15 protein-coding genes are annotated in these 17,279 nt (G+C 51.3%); 4 read left to right on the top strand and 11 right to left on the bottom strand.

The window, feature by feature from the left end; all coding sequences use genetic code 11:
• Positions 1 to 36: 36 nt before the first annotated feature.
• The gene (locus HBA26_RS05675) at positions 37 to 210 is read right to left on the bottom strand and encodes a YciY family protein (RefSeq protein ID WP_086379783.1); all 174 of its coding nucleotides are present in this window, start codon (positions 208 to 210) and stop codon (positions 37 to 39) included.
• Between the two features lie 144 nt (positions 211 to 354).
• On the opposite strand from HBA26_RS05675, the gene cls reads away from it, so the two are divergent.
• Together cls and HBA26_RS05665 are read left to right on the top strand one after the other, a co-directional pair.
• Positions 355 to 1,815 (top strand): cardiolipin synthase, encoded by a 1,461-nt coding sequence (gene cls, locus HBA26_RS05670; RefSeq protein WP_028013424.1) that lies wholly within the window; start codon positions 355 to 357, stop codon positions 1,813 to 1,815.
• A gap of 33 nt (positions 1,816 to 1,848) precedes the next feature.
• Positions 1,849 to 2,178, top strand: coding sequence for an HI1450 family dsDNA-mimic protein (locus HBA26_RS05665; protein ID WP_006810881.1), 330 nt, complete (start codon positions 1,849 to 1,851; stop codon positions 2,176 to 2,178).
• Positions 2,179 to 2,209: 31 nt separating this feature from the next.
• Here the strand turns inward: HBA26_RS05665 and HBA26_RS05660 are convergent, their stop codons facing one another.
• From HBA26_RS05660 to HBA26_RS05630, 7 genes are all read right to left on the bottom strand, one after another.
• Complete coding sequence (locus tag HBA26_RS05660; RefSeq protein WP_045260682.1) at positions 2,210 to 3,046, bottom strand: ion transporter; 837 nt, start codon at positions 3,044 to 3,046, stop codon at positions 2,210 to 2,212.
• Positions 3,047 to 3,094: 48 nt separating this feature from the next.
• On the bottom strand, positions 3,095 to 4,099 hold the full coding sequence (oppF, locus tag HBA26_RS05655; RefSeq protein WP_041909608.1) for a murein tripeptide/oligopeptide ABC transporter ATP-binding protein OppF: 1,005 nt from the start codon (positions 4,097 to 4,099) through the stop codon (positions 3,095 to 3,097).
• On the bottom strand, positions 4,096 to 5,109 hold the full coding sequence (locus HBA26_RS05650) for an ABC transporter ATP-binding protein (RefSeq protein WP_028013427.1): 1,014 nt from the start codon (positions 5,107 to 5,109) through the stop codon (positions 4,096 to 4,098). Before HBA26_RS05650 ends, oppF begins: the two co-directional genes overlap by 4 nt.
• 11 nt (positions 5,110 to 5,120) lie before the next feature.
• A complete protein-coding gene (gene oppC, locus HBA26_RS05645) occupies positions 5,121 to 6,029 on the bottom strand; it encodes an oligopeptide ABC transporter permease OppC (protein ID WP_028013428.1) in 909 nt (302 codons plus the stop codon).
• A gap of 14 nt (positions 6,030 to 6,043) precedes the next feature.
• On the bottom strand, positions 6,044 to 6,964 hold the full coding sequence (oppB, locus tag HBA26_RS05640) for an oligopeptide ABC transporter permease OppB (protein WP_028013429.1): 921 nt from the start codon (positions 6,962 to 6,964) through the stop codon (positions 6,044 to 6,046).
• Between the two features lie 83 nt (positions 6,965 to 7,047).
• Positions 7,048 to 8,679, bottom strand: a complete 1,632-nt coding sequence (oppA, locus tag HBA26_RS05635; protein WP_028013430.1) for an oligopeptide ABC transporter substrate-binding protein OppA — start codon at positions 8,677 to 8,679, stop codon at positions 7,048 to 7,050.
• 771 nt (positions 8,680 to 9,450) lie between these two features.
• On the bottom strand, positions 9,451 to 10,098 hold the full coding sequence (locus HBA26_RS05630) for a YchE family NAAT transporter (RefSeq protein WP_041909604.1): 648 nt from the start codon (positions 10,096 to 10,098) through the stop codon (positions 9,451 to 9,453).
• Positions 10,099 to 10,576: 478 nt separating this feature from the next.
• On the opposite strand from HBA26_RS05630, the gene adhE reads away from it, so the two are divergent.
• Positions 10,577 to 13,255, top strand: a complete 2,679-nt coding sequence (gene adhE, locus HBA26_RS05625; RefSeq protein ID WP_028013432.1) for a bifunctional acetaldehyde-CoA/alcohol dehydrogenase — start codon at positions 10,577 to 10,579, stop codon at positions 13,253 to 13,255.
• A 65-nt stretch (positions 13,256 to 13,320) separates the two neighbouring features.
• Here adhE and tdk read toward each other — a convergent pair whose 3' ends face one another.
• Positions 13,321 to 13,935, bottom strand: a complete 615-nt coding sequence (gene tdk, locus HBA26_RS05620) for a thymidine kinase (RefSeq protein ID WP_028013433.1) — start codon at positions 13,933 to 13,935, stop codon at positions 13,321 to 13,323.
• Between the two features lie 548 nt (positions 13,936 to 14,483).
• On the opposite strand from tdk, the gene hns reads away from it, so the two are divergent.
• Complete coding sequence (hns, locus tag HBA26_RS05615; protein WP_028013434.1) at positions 14,484 to 14,897, top strand: histone-like nucleoid-structuring protein H-NS; 414 nt, start codon at positions 14,484 to 14,486, stop codon at positions 14,895 to 14,897.
• Between the two features lie 198 nt (positions 14,898 to 15,095).
• Here hns and galU read toward each other — a convergent pair whose 3' ends face one another.
• Both galU and rssB read right to left on the bottom strand, forming a co-directional pair.
• The gene (galU, locus tag HBA26_RS05610) at positions 15,096 to 16,004 is read right to left on the bottom strand and encodes a UTP--glucose-1-phosphate uridylyltransferase GalU (protein ID WP_028013435.1); all 909 of its coding nucleotides are present in this window, start codon (positions 16,002 to 16,004) and stop codon (positions 15,096 to 15,098) included.
• A 200-nt stretch (positions 16,005 to 16,204) separates the two neighbouring features.
• Positions 16,205 to 17,218: a two-component system response regulator RssB gene (rssB, locus tag HBA26_RS05605; protein WP_028013436.1), complete on the bottom strand. Its 1,014-nt coding sequence runs from the start codon at positions 17,216 to 17,218 to the stop codon at positions 16,205 to 16,207.
• Positions 17,219 to 17,279: the final 61 nt, after the last annotated feature.

Here is a 17,279-nt window from a genome sequence, read left to right as displayed (position 1 = left end):
ATAATCAGCGGGCACCTTGCGGTGCCCTCATGGGTTTCAGATATCCTGGACTGCGAACAGCAACGCATTGCGGTGCCGGGTCAATCCACATTTTCTGATGGCGTGGATACGCATATTGCGGCGGGATTGTGCTTCCAGCCAACGAGCCTTGCGACGACTCACCTGTCGCAACATACGCCAGCGCCCTACTTCTGTTCTACTGCGCTTCATGTCTACAACTCTTTCTCAAACAGAGCCGCCATTATAAACCCAACCCGACAGCAAACCAGCGCTTTTACCTGGCGTTTTTATTTGCCAGATGAATCCTGATGCGTACACTCATAACAATACGCTTTCAAAAGGATTTTTTTATCTATGACAACCTTCTACACCGTGGTGAGTTGGCTGGTCATTCTGGGATACTGGCTGTTAATCGCGGGTGTGACGTTACGCATCCTGATGAAGCGCAGAGCCGTACCCTCTGCCATGGCCTGGCTTCTGATCATTTATATCCTCCCACTGGTGGGAATTATTGCCTATCTCTCTTTCGGTGAGCTTCACCTTGGTAAACGCCGTGCCGAGCGGGCGCGCGCAATGTGGCCTTCCACCGCGAAGTGGCTTAACGATCTCAAAGCCTGCAAGCATATCTTTGCCGAGGAGAACAGCAGCGTCGCCTCCTCGCTGTTTAAGCTCTGCGAGCGCCGCCAGGGGATTGGCGGCGTTAAGGGCAATCAGCTCCAGCTTCTGACGTCGTCCGATGATGTGATGCAGGCGTTAATCCGCGATATTCAGCTGGCTCGCCATAATATTGAGATGGTGTTTTATATCTGGCAGCCCGGCGGCATGGCTGACCAGGTCGCTGAATCCCTGATGGCGGCCGCACGCAGGGGGATCCACTGCCGTCTGATGCTGGACTCCGCGGGCAGCGTGGCATTTTTCCGTAGCCCCTGGGCGGGCATGATGCGTAACGCCGGTATCGAGGTGGTTGAGGCACTGAAGGTGAATCTCCTGCGCGTGTTTCTGCGCCGGATGGACCTTCGCCAGCACCGTAAAATGGTCATGATCGATAACTATATTGCCTACACCGGCAGTATGAACATGGTTGACCCGCGCTTCTTTAAACAGGACTCCGGCGTCGGGCAATGGGTGGATCTGATGGCGCGAATGGAGGGGCCGATTGCCACCTCGATGGGCATCGTTTACTCCTGCGACTGGGAGATAGAGACCGGCAAGCGTATCCTGCCGCCACCGCCGGATGGCAATATTATGCCGTTTGAAGAGGCCAGCGGTCATACAATTCATACTATCGCCTCCGGACCGGGCTTCCCGGAGGACTTGATTCACCAGGCGCTGCTGACGGCAACCTACTCTGCGCGTGAATATCTGATCATGACGACGCCCTACTTTGTCCCCAGCGATGATCTGCTGCACGCGATTTGTACCGCAGCGCAGCGCGGCGTCGATGTCAGTATCATTCTGCCACGCAAAAATGACTCCCTTCTGGTGGGCTGGGCCAGCCGTGCCTTCTTTAGCGAACTGCTTGCCGCCGGGGTGAAAATTTACCAGTTTGAAGGCGGGCTCCTGCACACCAAGAGCGTGCTGGTCGACGGCGAATTAAGCCTGGTGGGCACGGTTAACCTTGATATGCGCAGCCTGTGGCTAAACTTTGAAATCACCCTGGTGATTGATGACGCCGGCTTTGGCGGTGACCTGGCGGCGGTTCAGGATGACTATATCTCCCGCTCGCGGCTGCTGGATGCCAGGCTGTGGGTAAAACGTCCGTTATGGCAGCGAATAGCTGAACGACTGTTTTACTTCTTTAGTCCGTTGCTGTAAAACGTGCCCAACGATGTTAAACAGGTAGTCATCATGGAAATGGATCTGAACAATCGCCTGACCGAAGACGAAACGCTCGAGCAGGCCTATGACATTTTTCTCGAACTGGCGGTTGATAACCTCGATCCCGCAGACGTGATCCTCTTTAATCTGCAGTTCGAAGAGCGCGGCGGTGCCGAATTGTTCGACCCTTCAGAGGACTGGGCCGAACATGTAGATTTCGACCTGAACCCTGACTTCTTTGCCGAAGTGGTTATTGGGCTGGCTGATGAAGACGGCGGTGAAATTAACGACATTTTTGCGCGCGTCCTGCTGTGTCGTGAGAAAGACCACAAGCTGTGCCACATACTCTGGCGCGAATAATAAAAAAGGCTGCGATAGCAGCCTTTTTTATTTAATCCGGTAACGCGCTTCCGCAGCGGTTGCAAAACCGCGCGCTGTGTTCATGATCGGCCTGGTGGCAGTTCGGACATTTGCGCCGCTGTTTGTGGTTCTGAAACGCGCTGCTCATATGCGTGGTAATAAGCCCCGTCGGAATGGCAATTACCGAATACCCAATCAGAATCAGCACGGATGCCACAATACGTCCCAGCGGCGTATGGGGCGTGATATCGCCATACCCCACGGTCGTAACGGTCACTATCGCCCAGTAGACGGACGCGTTGAGCGTCGTGAAGCCATATTTCGGCCCTTCGATCAAATACATCAGCGCGCCAAAAACAATCATCACGATGGCAATGAACGAATAGAACAGAATAAGCTGATGGCGTGCGCTGACGATCGCGCTCCAGAATACGCGCAGCGACGGCATAAAGCGCAGTAACTTCAGAATACGCAAGACCCGAATAACGCGCATCGCTCGCCAGGCGAAAACATAGTTGAGGCTGATCTCCGGCCACAGCCACATCACATAGAGCGGCAGGATCGTCGCTAAATCAATAAAACCCCAGAAGCTAAAGACGTACTTTGCCGGGTTGGGCCAGCAAACAACACGCAGAATATACTCTGCGGTAAAGACCAGGGTAATAATAAGTTCCAGCCAGACAAACGCATGCCATTCCTCAAATGTCAGGTGATATTGCGTCCCCACACCCGATTCAATAAAGATGACCACTACGCTCAATAGCGCAAACAGCGCACACAGACCTTCAAAACGGCGTCCCGATACCGTTTCAGGATCGAATAAAAGATGATAGAGCCGCCGACGGGCTGAAGTGAATAAACGCGACACGGTAACCTCGCAAAAAAATAAGGGCTGACATCATGTCAGCCCTTGCGATTATAGCGGGTCTACTTTCAGGCAGGAAACCGCATGTCGGAAACTGCCCTCCAGCACCGGTCGCGTTTTCGCGCATTCCGGCCCGGCCATCGGGCATCGCGTGCGGAACACGCAGCCCGACGGCGGATTGATCGGCGACGGCAATTCCCCTTCCAGAAGCTGAATCGTTTTATTCTTTTCCAGATCCGGATCGGGGATCGGCACCGCCGACATCAGCGCTTTGGTATAAGGGTGCAGCGGGTTATGGTACACCTCGTCATAGGTTCCCAGTTCCACGGCATGGCCCAGATACATCACCAGCACGCGGTCGGAGATGTGTTTTACCACCGCCAGGTCGTGTGCAATGAAGATCAGCGACAGCCCCATTTCGCGCTGTAGTTTCTGAAGCAGGTTAACCACCTGCGCCTGAATCGACACGTCCAGCGCAGAGACCGGTTCATCACAGATAATCAGTTTCGGCTCAAGGATAAGCGCACGCGCAATGCCAATACGCTGACACTGGCCGCCTGAAAATTCATGCGGGTAACGGTTAATGAGGTTAGGCAACAGCCCGACTTTGAGCATCATCGCCTTCACGCGATCGCGGACTTCCTGACGCGGCATCTTTGGATGATAGGTGCGCAGCGGTTCGGCGATAATCTCACCGATGGTCATACGCGGGTTTAATGACGCCAGCGGATCCTGGAAAATCATCTGGATATCGCTGCGCACGTCGCGCCACTCGTCAGGTTTCATGCCCAGCAGATCTTTACCCAGCCAGGCCACTTTGCCGCCGGTGGCTTTCACCAGACCGATAATTGCACGCGCAAAGGTGGATTTACCGCAGCCGGATTCGCCCACCACGCCCAGGGTTTCCCCCTCATACAGACGCAAGGTGACGCCATCTACCGCTTTCAGGGTCTTCGGCGGCTGCCAGAACCACTGCTTGCCGTCTTTGATGTCGAAATGCACCTTGAGGTCGGCGATTTCGAGCAGCACGTTGCGTTTTTCATCTACTGCGTTCATACCAGCTCCTCCTGCGGCTTAAAGCAGGCGCGCAGACGGCCTGGGGCAAATTCTTCCAGCGGCGGCGCGCTGTTACAGATTTCCATCGCGTGCGGGCAGCGCGGCTGGAACGGACAGCCTTTCGGCAGTCGCAGCAGGTTTGGCGGGTTGCCCGGAATGGTGAGCAGGGACTCCCCTTCCGCATCAAGACGCGGTACCGCGTTCAGCAGGCCAATCGAGTACGGATGGGCTGGCTGATAGAACACGTCGCGCGCTTTGCCGTATTCCATGGTGCGCCCGGCGTACATCACCAGCACTTTGTCACAGATACCGGCAACCACGCCTAGATCGTGGGTGATCATGATAATCGCCGTGTTGAACTCACGCTTAAGCTCGTTCAGCAGGGTCATGATTTGCGCCTGCACGGTGACGTCCAGCGCGGTAGTCGGTTCATCGGCAATCAGCAGTTTTGGCCGGCACAGCAGCGCCATGGCAATCATCACGCGCTGACGCATACCGCCAGAGAACTCGTGCGGGAACATGCGCATGCGCTTGCGCGCTTCCGGCATTTTTACCGCATCCAGCATTTTAACGGATTCCTCAAAAGCTTCCGCTTTGCCCAGACCTTTGTGCAGCATCAGGACTTCCATCAGCTGCTCACCGACGCGCATATACGGGTTCAGGGAGGTCATCGGATCCTGGAAAATCATTGAGATCTGTTCGGCGCGAAGCTTGTTCAGCTCGAGCTCCGGCAGGTTAAGAATTTCGCGACCGTTGAATTTCGCCGAACCGCCAATAACGCCGTTAGCGGCCAGCAGGCCCATTAACGCAAAAGCCGTCTGGGATTTTCCAGAGCCGGATTCACCCACGATCCCCAGCGTTTCCCCTTTGCTCAGGTTAAAGTTGAGATCGTTGACCGCAGTAACATCGCCGTCCGGGGTTTTAAAGGTCACGCGGAGGTCTTTCACATCCAGCAGTAGATTGCTCTGCTGCTGCGCCTGTGGCGCGGTGGCCGTTTCAATAATTGTCATGACGGCGCTCCTTAACGGTCTTTCGGGTCGAGGGCATCACGCAGGCCATCGCCGATAAAGTTAAAACAAAACAGGGTAACGACCAGGAAACCCGCCGGATAAAGCAGCAGCCACGGTGAAACTTCCATCGAGTTTGCGCCGTCGCTCAGCAGCGCGCCCCAGCTGCTCAGTGGCTCCTGCGTGCCCAGCCCCAGGAAGCTGAGGAAGGATTCAAACAGAATCATGCTTGGCACCAGCAGTGAAGCATAGACCACCACCACGCCCAGCACGTTAGGCACGATATGACGAACCACGATATTACTGGTTGATACCCCCCCTACCTGCGCCGCTTCGATAAACTCTTTGCGTTTGAGGCTCAGCGTCTGGCCACGCACGATACGCGCCATATCCAGCCAGGAAACCATCCCGATGGCCACGAAGATCAACAGGATGTTCTGGCCGAAGAAGGTCACCAGCAAAATCACGAAGAACATAAACGGGAAGGAGTTCAGGATTTCCAGGAGACGCATCATCACCGAGTCTACTTTGCCGCCAAGGTAGCCGGAAAGCGCGCCGTAAAGCGTCCCCACGATCACCGCCACCAGGGCGGCGGCGATACCGACCATCAGAGAAATACGGCCACCAATCGCCACGCGCACCAGCAAATCACGGCCGGATGAATCGGTACCGAAATAGTGGCCGGACTCCATATCAGGCGCGCTGGACATCATGCCCCAGTCCGTATCGAAATAGGTAAATTGCGACAGCATCGGCGCCAGGGTGACAAACAGCGCGATGATCACCAGCACAACCAGGCTGGCGACCGCCGCACGGTTATGCATAAAGCGACGGCGCGCGTCCTGCCAGAGGCTACGACCTTCTACTTCCAGTTTTTCACTGAAGTTTTCCAGCGCCTCGCTGTTTTTCTTACTCAACATCATGGCGTGCTCCAGCGTTAGTAACGAATTTTCGGGTCGATAACGGCATAAAGCACATCGACAACGGCGTTAAAGAGAATGGTCAGTGCGCCCACGAGGATCGTGAGGCTCAGAACGAGCGAGTAGTCACGGTTAAGCGCCCCGTTTACGAAAAGTTGACCAATACCCGGCAGGCCGTAAATTGTTTCGATAACCATTGAACCCGTAATGATGCCGACGAATGCCGGTCCCATATAGGAGAGCACAGGCAGCAGCGCCGGCTTGAGCGCGTGGCGGAAGATGATCCGGCGCATCGGCAGCCCTTTCGCGCGCGCGGTGCGGATGAAGTTTGAGTGCAGCACTTCGATCATTGAACCACGGGTAATACGCGCGATACTGGCGATGTAGGCCAGCGATAATGCCACCATCGGCAAAATCATGAACTTCAATGCCCCGCCGTTCCAGCCGCCCCCGGGCAGCCATTTCAGCGTGATGGCAAATATCATCACCAGCAATGGCGCGACAACGAAGCTGGGTATGACTACCCCGGTCATTGCCACCCCCATTACGGCATAATCCCATTTGGTATTTTGTCTGAGCGCGGCGATAACGCCTGCAGTGACCCCGAGAACGACGGCCAGAATGAATGCTGCAGCACCCAGTTTTGCCGAGACCGGGAAGCTGGAGGCCACCAGATCGTTAACGGAATAGTCTTTATATTTAAATGACGGTCCAAAATCACCGTGCGCCAGCTGCTTCAGATAGTTGAAGTATTGGGTGGTGATGGGATCGTTTAAGTGATACTTCGCCTCGATGTTGGCCATGACTTCTGGCGGCAACGTACGTTCACCGGTAAATGGACTTCCCGGCGCGAGACGCATCATAAAGAAGGAAATCGTAATTAGAATAAATAACGTTGGTATCGCTTCTAGACAGCGACGCAGGATAAATTTCAACATTGCCCGTACCTTCTGGCGTGTGCCTGATGAATGTTACAAAGTAGACACAGTGGGGCAAGCCAGGCTCGCCCCACGTATTGCCATTAATGCTTGATAATATAAAGATTCTTAACGGAAATATTATCCAACGGGTCTTTACCGGTATAACCCCCTACCCACGGTTTCACCAGACGGGCGTTAACGTAGTAGTAAACCGGTACAATTGCAGAGTCTTTATCGAGCTGTTCTTCTGATTTCGCGTACAGCTCTGCGCGCTGCGCATCGTCAGACACTTTCAGAGTTTCAGCGATGATCTTGTCAAACGCCGGGCTCTTATAGTGCGCCGTGTTGTTTGAACTGTCGCTGAGCATGGTGTTCAGGAATGATGTCGGTTCGTTATAGTCCGCACACCAGCCCGCACGCGCCACGTCGAAGGTCCCCTGATGACGCGTATCGAGGAAGGTTTTCCACTCCTGGTTTTCCAGCTTAACGTTCACGCCAAGGTTTTTCTTCCAGATAGACGCGACGGCAATCGCCAGTTTTTTATGCAGATCTGATGTGTTATACAGCAGGTTGAACGTCAGCGGCTTGTCTGCGGTGTATCCTGCTTCAGCCAGCAGTTTTTTCGCTTCTTCGTTACGTTTTTCCTGCGACCATTTGAACCACTCAGGCTCAACCAGTTTCATCCCATCGGTATACGGAGGCGTGTAGCTGTACGCCGGCAGATCGCCCTGGTTTTTCACTTTGTTCACGATGATATCGCGATCCAGTGCCAGCTTCAGCGCGGTACGAACGCGCACGTCGGTGAACGGTGCTTTCTGGTTGTTGATTTCGTAATAATAGGTGCACAGATATGGATCGACGTGAACTTCTTTCGGGATCTCTTTCTTCAGCTTCTGGAACAGTTCAATCGGCATGTTGTTATAGGTCATGTCGATTTCACCGCTGCGGTAGCGGTTAACGTCGGTCACTTCGGAAGAGATTGGGAGGTAGGTGACCTGATTAATCACGGTCTTCGCGTTATCCCAGTACTGCGGGTTACGCTCCAGCACCATACGTTCGTTGACCACCCAGTCTTTCAGCTTATAGGCGCCGTTGGTCACGATATTGGCAGGCTGCGTCCATTTTTCACCAAATTTTTCCACGGCGGATTTTGGTACCGGCGAGACGGATGGGTGAACCAGCAGCTTATAGAAGTACGGAACAGGTTCGCTCAACGTCACTTCAAAGGTATTAGCATCGATCGCCTTCACGCCCAGGTCGGTGACCGGCTTTTTACCGGCGATAATGTCATCGATATTGGCGATGTGGCCATACTGCAGATAGCTCGCATACGGAGAGGCGGTATTTGGATTCGCCAGGCGCTGCCAGCTATACACGAAATCTTCGGCGGTAACCGGTGTACCGTCGGACCATTTGGCATCTTTACGCAGATGGAAGGTCCAGACTTTGAAATCTTTGTTTTCCCACTTTTCTGCCACACCCGGTGCCGGGTGGCCGTCTACGTCAGTCACCAGCAGACCTTCGAACAGGTCGCGGTTAACGTTTGACTCAGGAACGCCTTCAATTTTATGCGGATCGAGAGACTGCACTTCCGCACCGTTGTTACGCACCAGCGTCTGTTTTTCCGCCAGTTGAACACCTGCAGGAACGTCCGCAGCCATTGCAGCGTTTCCCGCGATTAGCGCAGTTAAAATCCCCGCCGCTACCAGATTTTTTTTTGTGATGATGGACATTGTGTTGGTACTCCACTCATTATAATTACTGGCTTTCGCCAGCTGTCTAATCCCCTGTTGGGGCCTGTACAGCGCAGGAGTTTTTTTTGCTGCTGTCAGGTTCTTTTTTTACTGCTTGCTATCACCGACTTTTTTATTACTGACCGCTCGTATGGCCGTCTTGCGTCGATTCTTGCCAGGCCTCCCCTGTTTGAGACCTGTGCTGGATATCTGAGAAGAGGATTATATGAAAATAATTCTCATCTACTTGTTTTAGGCTGCAAAATAGTAGGCCGGAAAGTATCAAATGGCGTAAACACGCGCCAATACATTTTGCAAATTTGTTAAGCAATTCTCTTTTACGGCCCAGGTCGTATCGTCCTGCCCAGCCCTTCCATACGTTGAGCACCCTAAAAAACACTTAAAATTCAAACTAATATGGAAGATTTTCCCTTCTGGCGCGTCGCTGCATTATCATCGCGTAGTTTTGTACGAAAATTTAACAATTGATTATTATTTAGCACATTCATCTAACGAAATGTTGAAATTACTAATATCATTTCGGTTATCCCGCAGCAAGCCCAAGACTATCGTGTGAGTAAAATAACAGTGCGTTCGAAGATTTTCTGTGCAGGCAGGCTTGAGATGAATTCATAACTCTATGAAATATATGAGATGAACATTATTAGTAGAATTTATTATGACAGGTAAGCTTTTCAACTTTATTTATATGATTTGCTGATATTGATACAAAAAAAACGGCGCCGAAGCGCCGTTCTTTCGTATGAAATATCAATGTAACAAGCCGGGGAAAATGCTTTTAATACCCGTGACAATGAATTCGATCCCGAGTGCCATTAACAGCAGCCCCATGATACGCGTAATAACGTTGATGCCGGTCTGCCCCAGTAGGCGTACCAGCAACGGCGCCATGCGGAAGACGCCCCAGCAACAGAGCGCGAAAACGGCAATCGCGACAGAAAAACCAATCAAATGCATGAGGCTATGGTAACGCGTGCCCCAGACAATAGTTGAACTGATGGCACCCGGCCCGGCCATGAGGGGCAATGCCAGCGGAACCACGCCGATACTTTCGCGGATGGCGGTTTCTGACTTTTCCTGCTTGTTCTGCTTATCCTCACCCAGCTTACCGCTGATCATGGACATGGCAATGGTCACCACCAGGATCCCGCCCGCAATGCGGAAGGAGTCAATCGAGATGCCAAAGAGCTGGAGAATGGCATCACCCAGGAAAAGCGAGGTGAGCAAAATGATTGCCACAGACAGGTTAGCGGTAAGATTGGTTTTGTTCCGGGCCGCCGCCGTCTGGTAACTGGTCATACTAATGAAGACAGGAATGATCCCCACCGGGTTGACCAGGGCAAACAGACCAATAAAAAATTTGAAATACGTTGGAAAATCAAAGAGCGTTTGGATCACGTTTTGCTCCGCTTTTGCGCATGCCCGGGACAGTTACATTGTTAGGAAAAATCGCGCTGAAGATACGCTTTTTATTAGCATACTTCACCAGAAATCTGTGCCAAAACGTTAGCATTTCAGAATGTTAAACATATGTTGAGACAATGATAGCGTCACTTCCAATAGTTACTTAATTAATTAACAGTGGAAATATATCCATTAAATAACCCTGCTGAAAGGTATCAGCTTGGTGGAAAATTGACGCAGATCATGATTTCCGTACTCAGAAGTGAGTAATCTTGATTACGCCCCCAGGGAGGTCACCTGGCAAAAAGGGATGATGCTAAGGTAAGGCTCTTTTAGTAAATTAGTGTACTGGAGCATAAAGTAACCCTTTGTTTTACTTTATGTAACGCAAGTCGTATTGGCACTGTCTATACTGTCTGACGTATCGAGCGCTGGTTTACTAAAAGAGTTTAAACATTATCAGGAGAGCATTATGGCTGTTACTAATATCGCTGAACTGAACGCCCTCGTCGAGCGCGTTAAAAAAGCCCAGCGTGAATATGCCAATTTCACCCAAGAACAGGTTGATAAAATCTTCCGCGCGGCCGCTCTGGCTGCTGCAGATGCTCGAATCCCTCTCGCTAAAATGGCCGTTGCCGAATCTGGCATGGGTATCGTTGAAGATAAAGTGATCAAAAACCACTTTGCTTCTGAGTATATCTACAACGCCTATAAAGATGAGAAAACCTGTGGCGTTCTGTCTGAAGACGACACCTTCGGGACGATCACCATCGCCGAACCTATCGGCATCATTTGCGGTATTGTTCCAACGACTAACCCTACTTCAACGGCTATCTTCAAATCGCTGATCAGCCTGAAGACCCGTAACGCAATCATCTTCTCTCCACATCCACGTGCGAAAGACGCAACAAATAAAGCAGCAGACATCGTTCTGCAGGCAGCAATTGCTGCGGGCGCACCAAAAGATCTGATTGGCTGGATCGACCAACCTTCTGTTGAACTGTCTAACGCGCTGATGCATCACCCGGACATTAACCTGATTCTGGCGACCGGTGGTCCTGGTATGGTTAAAGCAGCATACAGCTCCGGTAAACCAGCAATCGGTGTAGGCGCAGGTAACACCCCCGTTGTTATCGATGAAACCGCTGACATCAAACGTGCTGTTGCGTCTGTGCTGATGTCTAAAACCTTCGATAACGGCGTTATCTGTGCATCTGAACAGTCTGTAGTTGTTGTTGATTCCGTGTACGATGCAGTACGCGAGCGTTTCGCCAGCCACGGCGGCTACCTGCTGCAGGGCAAAGAGCTGAAAGCGGTTCAGGACATCATACTCAAAAATGGCGCGCTGAACGCTGCCATCGTAGGTCAGCCAGCCTATAAAATCGCTGAACTCGCGGGCTTTACCGTTCCGGCGACCACCAAGATCCTGATCGGTGAAGTTAAAGTTGTCGACGAAAGCGAGCCGTTTGCTCACGAAAAACTGTCTCCTACGCTTGCTATGTACCGTGCGAAAGATTTCGAAGACGCGGTAGAAAAAGCCGAGAAGCTGGTTGCCATGGGCGGTATCGGTCATACCTCATGTCTGTACACCGACCAGGATAACCAGCCAGAGCGTGTTGCCCACTTCGGTCAGATGATGAAAACTGCCCGTATCCTGATTAACACCCCTGCTTCTCAGGGTGGTATCGGTGACCTGTATAACTTCAAACTCGCACCTTCCCTGACTCTGGGTTGTGGTTCCTGGGGTGGTAACTCCATCTCTGAAAACGTTGGTCCAAAACATCTGATCAACAAGAAAACCGTTGCTAAGCGAGCTGAAAACATGTTGTGGCACAAACTTCCGAAATCTATCTACTTCCGCCGTGGCTCTCTGCCAATCGCGCTGGATGAAGTGATTACTGATGGCCACAAACGTGCGCTCATCGTGACTGACCGTTTCCTGTTCAACAACGGCTACGCTGACCAGATCACCTCTGTGCTGAAAGCGGCTGGCGTCGAAACTGAAGTGTTCTTCGAAGTTGAAGCTGACCCAACCCTGAGCGTTGTACGCAAAGGTGCTGAACTGGCGAACTCCTTCAAACCAGATGTGATTATCGCACTGGGTGGTGGTTCCCCAATGGACGCCGCGAAAATCATGTGGGTTATGTACGAACATCCGGAAACCCACTTCGAAGAGCTGGCGCTGCGCTTTATGGACATCCGTAAACGTATCTACAAGTTCCCGAAAATGGGCGTGAAAGCGAAAATGATCGCCGTCACCACTACTTCCGGTACCGGCTCAGAAGTGACGCCATTCGCGGTAGTAACAGATGACGCAACAGGTCAGAAATACCCGCTGGCTGACTACGCGCTGACGCCAGATATGGCTATCGTTGATGCCAACCTGGTAATGGAAATGCCGAAGTCTCTGTGTGCGTTCGGTGGTCTGGATGCCGTGACTCACGCGCTGGAAGCCTACGTTTCTGTACTGGCGTCTGAGTTCTCTGACGGTCAGGCTCTGCAGGCTCTGAAACTGCTGAAAGAAAACCTGCCAGCGTCCTACAACGAAGGTTCTAAAAACCCTGTAGCACGTGAACGTGTCCACAGTGCAGCAACCATCGCCGGTATCGCGTTTGCGAACGCCTTCCTGGGTGTTTGCCACTCTATGGCGCACAAGCTGGGTTCACAGTTCCACATTCCTCACGGTCTGGCGAACGCCCTGTTGATCAGCAACGTTATCCGCTATAACGCCAACGACAACCCAACCAAGCAGACTGCGTTCAGCCAGTATGACCGTCCGCAAGCGCGCCGTCGTTATGCTGAAATCGCTGACCACCTTGGTCTGAGCGCACCGGGCGACCGTACTGCTGCGAAGATTGAGAAACTGCTGGCATGGCTGGAAAGCCTGAAAGCTGAACTGGGTATTCCTAAATCTATCCGTGAAGCAGGCGTTCAGGAAGCTGACTTCCTCGCTCACGTAGACAAGCTGTCTGAAGATGCCTTCGATGACCAGTGTACTGGTGCTAACCCGCGCTACCCACTGATCTCCGAGCTGAAACAGATTCTGCTGGATACCTACTACGGTCGTGAGTTCAAAGAAGGTGACGTTGCTGCTGTGAAAACAGAAGCTCCGGTCATTAAAGCTGACAAGAAAGCGAAGAAAAGCGCTTAACTGACAGCCTGAGGAAAAAACCCGCCTGTATGGCGGGTTTTTTTATGTCTGAATAACGGCGGGTATTATTTTCTGTTGTCGTGCTGGATCGCCGTCAGCGAGCCTACGGACAACGCTTCCTTATAATGTTTACGACAGACCGACACATAGCGTTCATTGCCACCAATCACCACCTGCTCACCGTCCGCATAAGGTTTTCCAGCCTGGTCGAGACGAAGCACCATGCTGGCCTTGCGTCCGCAGAAACAAATAGTTTTCAGTTCAACCAGCTTATCTGACCAGGCAAGCAAATACTGGCTTCCAGCAAACAGCTCCCCGCGGAAGTCCGTACGCAGCCCGTAGCACAGAACGGGGATATCGAGCTCATCAACCACTTCAGAGAGCGCATGCACCTGTTCACGCGTCAGGAACTGGCTCTCATCAACCAGCACGCAGTGAATGGGCTCTGACGCATGCGCAGCGCGGATATCCTCCAGCAGGTCAGTTTGCGGGTTAAACAGCCTGGCTGGCGAAGAGAGGCCTATTCTGGAACTCACCTTCCCTGCACCGAAGCGATCGTCGATTTCAGCGGTATAAACAACGGTACGCATTCCTCGTTCCTGGTAATTGTATGAGGATTGCAGCAGTGCGGTGGATTTCCCGGCATTCATTGCCGAATAGTAGAAATAAAGTTGTGCCATTGGCCGTAAAACCCTAATCAATGTGTAATATTCCCGATGATTCATTGTACCATATTTTGTCTGGTCATCAGCGACACGCCGCACAAACGATGCCGTGCTGAAAGGTGTAAAACGCCCTCTTTTCGCAAAAATAATCCGCTAAAACAGAGAGTAATGACGGTCATGCTGGTGAATAGGTTATATGGTTAGCCAAACATAACACTTCTTTTTATAGTGGAATCTGCGTTCATTAAAATTCACTATTTATTAACTATTCCTGCCTTAACACCGTCGGCTGGAACTAATACAAAAGGCTGATATTTATCCGCCGCAACTATAATTCCTGCGGCAAATGTCACAAAAAAAAGATGCAAGCGGTGGGGTTAAGCAGGTTATCGTGATAACAAGCGAGACTGCCAAAGAGGAAATTTAAGTTAGCGTAATTAATAATAGCGGCTTTATTTAGTATTTTTTGAATTCCTTACATTCCTGGCTATTGCACATCTGAATTTATGGCTCTATTATTAGGTCAACAAACCACCCCCCATTATAAGTTTGAGATTACTACAATGAGCGAAGCACTTAAAATTCTGAACAACATCCGTACTCTTCGTGCGCAGGCAAGAGAATGTACCCTTGAAACGCTCGAAGAAATGCTGGAAAAATTAGAAGTTGTAGTTAATGAACGTCGCGAAGAAGAAAGCGCTGCTGCTGCTGAAATCGAAGAGCGTACGCGTAAACTGCAGCAATATCGTGAAATGCTGATTGCTGATGGTATCGATCCAAATGAATTGCTGAACAGCATTGCTGCTGCAAAAACCGGTACCAAAGCAAAACGCGCTGCCCGTCCTGCTAAATATAGCTATGTAGATGAGAACGGCGAAACTAAAACCTGGACCGGCCAGGGCCGTACTCCTGCTGTAATCAAGAAAGCTATGGATGAGCAAGGTAAACAGCTGGATGACTTCCTGATCAAGGATTAATCAAGCCGAATTCAGAAAAATCCCGCATCTGGTGGGATTTTTTTTGCCCGCAATTTATCACTAACATCCTCTTACACTCCGTCATAAAGCGTTATTTGGCTATTTAGTTTCGCTTACAAACAGGCTGGTCATGGCGTTTTATGGGCATAAAAAAACCGGTGGGCAGCGCCACACCGGTTTCATAGATTTACGCCTGGATTATTTCTTAATACCCATACTCTCTTTGAGCCAGCCTTTAAATTCTTCACCCAGCGTATTATGGCGAATGCCGTATTCAACGAACGCCTGCATATAACCGAGCTTATTACCGCAGTCATGGCTCTTACCTTTCATGTGGTAAGCCTCAACGGTCTCTTTCTCGATCAGCATATCAATGGCATCCGTCAGCTGGATTTCATCCCCTGCTCCTGGAGGCGTTTTCGCCAGCAGTGGCCAGATTTCAGCACTCAGGACATAGCGACCCACCACTGCCAGATTAGAAGGCGCTACGTCGGCTTTAGGCTTCTCTACGACACCAACCATTGGCACGCTTTCGCCTGGCTCAAGGTTCACGCCCTTGCAGTCAACCACACCGTAAGCGGTCACGTCTTCAACTGGCTCAACCATGATCTGGCTGCAGCCCGTTTCGTCGAAGCGGTGGATCATCTCAGCCAGGTTGTCCTGGGAAAGATCGGATTCGTATTCATCCAGAATCACGTCAGGCAGAATAACCGCGACGGGCTCATCACCCACAACCGGATGTGCACACATAACCGCGTGGCCCAGACCTTTAGCCAGCCCCTGACGAACCTGCATAATGGTGACGTGCGGAGGGCAAATAGACTGAACTTCTTCTAACAGCTGACGCTTAACGCGTTTTTCCAGCATGGCTTCGAGTTCAAAACTTGTATCGAAGTGGTTTTCGATAGAGTTTTTAGATGAATGCGTAACCAGCACAATTTCAGTAATGCCGGCCGCGATACACTCATTAACGACATACTGGATTAATGGCTTATCAACCAGAGGCAGCATCTCTTTAGGAATCGCCTTAGTTGCTGGTAACATCCTGGTCCCCAATCCCGCTACCGGGATGACGGCCTTTCTGACTTTCGAATTTAGGGCAGCCATTCAAATTCTCCTGAGCTGTTCAAGTTTTGAACTTTTATGCAATAAATAACGCGTTGAGTATATCAGCCTCGCCCCGCAGTCCGGGTCTGAAAAGAACGCGTTGCCGATGAATTAGGACAAATACGCATGAATCTGGGCAGCGATAGTAGCACTCCCGAGAAAACACAGGTAAAGCAATCTTAAAATTAAGATCCAATTGCTTATTCCGTGGACAACATTAAGCGAAGCCTTCCCCCGGCACCCCAAATTTGGCACTGCCAGGAAGAACAGCGATGGCTAATTTGATTTAGATACGCCGTTCCCAGTGTTCCAAGCGGCACCCCGTTACTCACCTGAATATGGTGTTCCCCGGTATTCAGTGACGCGTTGAGACCTGCAGAAACGAGGATAAGATTCTTTAAACCGCTATGGTAATAACCAACCAGCAGCGGGAACTGTCCGGGTAAATTGGCCTGACGAAAAAGCTGGTTTACCTGTTTGAGTAAACTGCCTAACTCAGGGAGCCGTTGTCCCTGATGTGATAACTGTTCCTGCAATAATCCATTAAAGAGCGCGCGAAGTAACAATGCAGCTAATACGCCATTATCCCCTGCACGGGTTACGTCCAGAGAATAAAATGCGAGGTCGGAATCAGACAGAGGTGCAATATCCAGCACCAGCCCAGGCTGATCGGCCGCCACCAGCTGGCGATAGTTTACGCGGCAGTGGGAAATAGTTTGCTGAACGGGAGGCTGAAGTTCTTGCAACAATTTCGCCGCCGCTGGCGGATTACTCACCAGCGCGTCCCAGTCCTGAAAAAGGCGTTCCTCTTCCTCAACGCGGGAATTAAACATATTTGGATAAAGGCACGCTAATACCGTTTCACGTAACCGGTTCAGATCTTTGACGGGTTTCAGCAAAATATCCTGAACGCCAAGACGTAATGCTTTGGCAATATCCGCCATATTTTCTGTCGCGGAGATCACCAGAATGGGCATCTGGTCACCCTCGTTGCGCAGATGTTCAACCAGTTTCAGCCCATTCATTCGCGGCATCGCGATGTCGCAAATCATCAGATCGGGCGTAATACCGGTCATTTTTTCCAGCGCGTCGACACCATCTTCAGCCAGTAAAGTGTTTGCTCCCAGCGAGGATAACCACGAATCCAGTAGCGATCGGAAAACGGGCTCGTCTTCAACAATCAAAATGTGTTTTCCGGCCAATGGCTGCGTCATGGTTCCTCCCCTGGCTGACAGTTACTAAATAGTGGCATGCTATCGGCACTATCGCCTGTCA

The organism is Enterobacter sp. 725m/11 (genome assembly GCF_011683705.1).
GTDB lineage: Bacteria > Pseudomonadota > Gammaproteobacteria > Enterobacterales > Enterobacteriaceae > Enterobacter > Enterobacter bugandensis.
Note: the sequence above shows the minus strand (reverse complement) of the source record. Positions and strands in the feature narration are given on the sequence as shown.

What these genes read in the sequence shown, in the direction of transcription:
- HBA26_RS05675 (WP_086379783.1), bottom strand. Translation starts at nt 210, where the DNA reads ATGAAGCGCAGTAGAACAGAAGTAGGGCGCTGGCGTATGTTGCGACAG.
- cls (WP_028013424.1), top strand. Translation starts at nt 355, where the DNA reads ATGACAACCTTCTACACCGTGGTGAGTTGGCTGGTCATTCTGGGATAC.
- HBA26_RS05665 (WP_006810881.1), top strand. Translation starts at nt 1,849, where the DNA reads ATGGAAATGGATCTGAACAATCGCCTGACCGAAGACGAAACGCTCGAG.
- oppF (WP_041909608.1), bottom strand. Translation starts at nt 4,099, where the DNA reads ATGAACGCAGTAGATGAAAAACGCAACGTGCTGCTCGAAATCGCCGAC.
- HBA26_RS05650 (WP_028013427.1), bottom strand. Translation starts at nt 5,109, where the DNA reads ATGACAATTATTGAAACGGCCACCGCGCCACAGGCGCAGCAGCAGAGC.
- oppC (WP_028013428.1), bottom strand. Translation starts at nt 6,029, where the DNA reads ATGATGTTGAGTAAGAAAAACAGCGAGGCGCTGGAAAACTTCAGTGAA.
- oppB (WP_028013429.1), bottom strand. Translation starts at nt 6,964, where the DNA reads ATGTTGAAATTTATCCTGCGTCGCTGTCTAGAAGCGATACCAACGTTA.
- oppA (WP_028013430.1), bottom strand. Translation starts at nt 8,679, where the DNA reads ATGTCCATCATCACAAAAAAAAATCTGGTAGCGGCGGGGATTTTAACT.
- adhE (WP_028013432.1), top strand. Translation starts at nt 10,577, where the DNA reads ATGGCTGTTACTAATATCGCTGAACTGAACGCCCTCGTCGAGCGCGTT.
- tdk (WP_028013433.1), bottom strand. Translation starts at nt 13,935, where the DNA reads ATGGCACAACTTTATTTCTACTATTCGGCAATGAATGCCGGGAAATCC.
- hns (WP_028013434.1), top strand. Translation starts at nt 14,484, where the DNA reads ATGAGCGAAGCACTTAAAATTCTGAACAACATCCGTACTCTTCGTGCG.
- galU (WP_028013435.1), bottom strand. Translation starts at nt 16,004, where the DNA reads ATGGCTGCCCTAAATTCGAAAGTCAGAAAGGCCGTCATCCCGGTAGCG.
- rssB (WP_028013436.1), bottom strand. Translation starts at nt 17,218, where the DNA reads ATGACGCAGCCATTGGCCGGAAAACACATTTTGATTGTTGAAGACGAG.